Origin of the sequence: Plantactinospora sp. ZYX-F-223, from assembly GCF_039649625.1 — a bacterium.
GTDB lineage: Bacteria > Actinomycetota > Actinomycetes > Mycobacteriales > Micromonosporaceae > Plantactinospora.
Genome location: NZ_JBDJAV010000127.1, coordinates 1 through 4,008, shown reverse-complemented (window position 1 = coordinate 4,008; position 4,008 = coordinate 1). Strand labels below are relative to the sequence as shown.

1 protein-coding gene is annotated in these 4,008 nt (G+C 72.8%); it reads right to left on the bottom strand.

All coding sequences use genetic code 11. The features are described from left to right. Positions 1 to 4,008 (bottom strand): SDR family NAD(P)-dependent oxidoreductase (locus AAH979_RS42585; protein ID WP_346263797.1); only part of this gene is annotated, 4,008 nt, incomplete at both ends.

The window sequence follows — 4,008 nt, the reverse complement described above, 5'->3', positions numbered from 1 at the left end:
CCTGCCGGGAGAACGCGACGAAGGCATTTGGCGTGGCCATCACCGCCACCCCGCCCACCAGTGCCAGGTCGGACTCGCCGGATCGCAGTGAGCCGGCGGCGGTGTGCAGGGCGACCAGCGAGGACGAGCAGGCCGTGTCGATCGTCACCGCCGGACCCTCCAGGCCCAGCGCGTATGCGACCCGGCCGGACAACACGCTGCCGGCCGCGCCGGTGAGCAGGTAGTCGTAGCCGTCGTCGGTGCCGGTGAGCAGCCCCGCGTAGTCCTGCGACGAGCCGCCCACGAACACTCCGGTGCGGCTGCCGCGCAACGAGAGCGGATCGATTCCGGCCCGCTCCAACGCCTCCCAGGACGTCTCCAACAACAGCCGCTGCTGCGGGTCCATCGCCACCGCCTCTCGCGGCGACACGCCGAAGAAGCCGGCGTCGAACCCTGTCGCGTCGTCCAGGAAGGAACCCCGGCGTACCGAGGGTCCCCCGGTCCGACCGGCCTCCAACTCGTCGAGGCGGGCAAGGTCCCAGCCACGGTCGGAGGGGAACGGACCGACCGTGTCACGCTCCTCGACCAGCAGCTGCCACAACTCCTCGGGACTGTTCACCCCGCCGGGGAACCGGCATCCGATCCCGATGATCGCCAACGGCTCGTCGGGTACCCGCTCGACCGGTACCGGCGGCGCCACCTCGTCGGCCTCGACGGCGCCGACCAGCTCGGCCTGTAGGTACGCGGCCACGGCCGCCGGAACGGGATGATCGAAGACCAACGTCGCGGGCAGCCGCAGACCGCTCGCGGCGTTCAGCCGGTTCCGCAGCTCGATGGCGGTCAGCGAGTCCAGACCGAGGTCCCTGAAGGGCTTGGACTCGCCCACCGCGTCGACATCGGTGTGCCCGAGGACGGCCGCCGTCTCCGACCGCACCAGGTCGAGCAGTACCCGGCCGCGCTCCGTCCCGGTCAGCTCGGCGATCCGCCGGCGCAGCTCGTGGCCAATCGTCGAGGCCACGTCGCCGTCCCGGTCGTCCACATTCAGGATGGCGGCGACCTCGGGGATGCCCTCGATCAGGGGGCGGCGGCGAGCCAGCGTGAAGGTCGAGACGAAACTGGCCCAGTCCATGTCGGTCACCGTCACCGACGTCTCGTCGGACTCCAGCACCCGGCGGAGTGCCGCGAGTGCCAGCGCCGGAGCCATCATCCGCACCCCGATACGAGTCAGTACCGAGCCGAGCCCGTCGTCGACCATTCCGCCGTCCGCCCAGCCGCCCCACGACACGCAGGTGGCGGGCTCGCCCCGGCCGCGACGGTGGCCGGCGAGCGCGTCGAGATAGGCGTTCGCGGCGGCGTACGCGCCGTTGCCGGCGCTGCCCCACACCGCCGCCCCGGACGAGAACAACACGAAGGCGTCCAGTGGCTGCCCGGCGAGCAACTCGTCGAGATTCCGGGCACCGGCCACCTTCGCCGACATCGTGTCAGCCAGCTCGTCGAGACCGGTGTCGGCGACGGGCAGCGACCGGCTCACCCCGGCCGCGTGAAACACGGCGGTCGGCGGGTGATCGGCCAGCAGTCCCGCGAGGGCCCGTCGATCGGTCACGTCGCAGGCCGCGATGGTCACCTCGGCACCCAGTTCGCGCAGCTGGGCGGCGAGTCCGGGCGCCCCCGGCGATTCCATCCCCCGCCGGCTGACCAGCACCAGTCGGGACGCGCCGTTTCCGGCGAGCCAGCGGGCGAGGTGGGCACCGACGCCGCCGGTACCGCCGGTGACGAGGATGGTGCCCCGGGGCCGCCAGGCCGGGGCGGGCCGCTGGTGCGGCGCACGCACCAGGCGACGAACATAGACGCCGGAGGGGCGTACGGCGATTTCCTGTTCGTCGTAGTCGCCGACGAGCAGGGCGCAGAACCGGTCCGCCGCCCGTTCGTCCCAGCCGCCGGCCACGTCGACCAGCCCGATCCACCGTTGCGGCTGCTCCAGTCCGGCCACCCGGCCCAACGCCCACACCGGGGCCTGGACCCAGCCGGTCCCCGGATCGGCTGGTTCGACCAGCATCGCGTCCCGGGTGACCCACCACAGCGGTACGGCGATCCCGGCACGGTCCAGGACCCGGGTAAGTACCAGGGACGCCGCCAGTCCGGCCGGGACCACAGCGCGGCCGGGGTGGGGTTCCTCGGCCCACGGCAGCAGGGAGACGATGCCCGCCACCCCGGACCCGCCCACCATGGCCGCTTCCAGCGCACCGGCCATGTCGTCCACGTCGACCGACGCGGCGTCCACCACCACCGGCCGGACATCGGCCCCGCGCGCGGCCATCGCCTCCGCCAGGGCCTCCACCGTCGGCGTGCCGGCCGACGGGGTTCCGCCGGGCGACCGCGCGGCGAGCAGGAGCCAGCTACCCGACAGTGCGGCTGTCGACGTCGGCACGACCTTCCAGGTCACCCGGTACCGCCAGGAGTCCACCACCGACGTCTCGCGCTGCCGGTGCCGCCACGACGACAGCACCGGAAGCGCCGCCTCCACCACATCACGCTGATCCGGACCGGCGCCGAGGAGCTCGGTCAGGGCGGCCGGGTCGGACTGCTCCACCGCCGCCCAGAACGGCGCGTCGGCCGCGTCCGTACCGTCGCCGCCGGTCGCGTCCCGATCGTCCGGACGGGCCCAGAACCGTCGCCGTTGGAAGGCGTACGTCGGCAGTTCCACCTGCCTCGCTCCGGTGCTGTCGAACACCGGTGCCCAGTCGACCTCGACCCCTCGGACGAAGACCTCGGCCAGCGACCGGAGCAGCCGGTACGAGTCGTCCTCGTCGCGGCGGAGGGACCCCAGCGCCGCGCTCCGGTCCGGCGCGATTTCGTCCAGGACCTCCTGGAGCCCGGGCACCAGCACCGGGTGCGGACTGACCTCCACGTACGTGCGCAGGTCCGCGCCGACCATCGTCCGTACCGCGTGGTCGAACCCGACCGTCGCCCGCAGGTTGCGGTACCAGTACTCGGCGTCCAGGGCGGTGGTGTCCAGCCAATCACCGGTCACCGTGGAGAAGAAGGGCACCTGCCCGGGGTTCGGACGGATCTCCGCGAGCACTTGGACCAGCTCGTCACGGATCGCCTCCACCTGACCGGAGTGGGAGGCGTAGTCGACCGTCACCCGCCGTGTCCGGAGGCCCTCGACGGAACACCGTTCGACCAGTTCGTCGAGCGCGTCGGGATCGCCTGAGACCACGACGGAACGGGGACCGTTGACCACCGCGAGCGACAGCCGACCTTCGGAGCGGTCGAGCAGGTCACGGAGCTGGTCAGCCGGTGCGGCGACGGCGACCATCCCGCCACGGCCGGCCAGTTCCCGCGCGATGAGTCGTGCGCGCAGCGCCACCACCCGGGCGCCGTCCTCGATCGACAGCGCCCCGGCGACGCACGCCGCGGCGATCTCACCCTGCGAGTGCCCGACCACCGCCGCCGGTGCTACGCCGTGCGCGCGCCACCAGTCCGCCAACGAGACCATCACGGCCCACAGGGCGGGCTGGACGACGTCGACCCGGTCGAGCGGGGGCGCCCCGGCGGCACCTCGGATCACGTCGACCAGCGACCAGTCGACCAGTGGCGCCAGGGCACGCGCGCACGCGTCCATCCGGGCGGCGAACGCCGGCGAGGACTCCAGCAGTCCAACCGCCATGCCGATCCACTGGGCGCCCTGGCCGGGGAAGACGAAGACGACCCGCCCGTCGGAGTCCGCCTGGCCGCGTACGACGTCGGGTGCGAGGGTACCGTCGGCGAGTGCCGTCAGACCGGCCGTCAACCGGGCCCGGTCACCGATCACGACCGCGCGGAAACCCATCCGGGTACGGGTGGTGGCGAGCGAGTAGCCGATGTCGACATGACGCGGTGCGGGTTCGATGGACGTGACAGGGGCGCTGGGCCTGACGGATTCGGCGTGGACGTGTTCGATCAGTCGCCGGGCCTGCGCGCGTAGCGCGGCTTCGTCGTGACCGGAGACGATCCAGGCGGTGACGCCCTTCTCCGGCCCACTCTCCC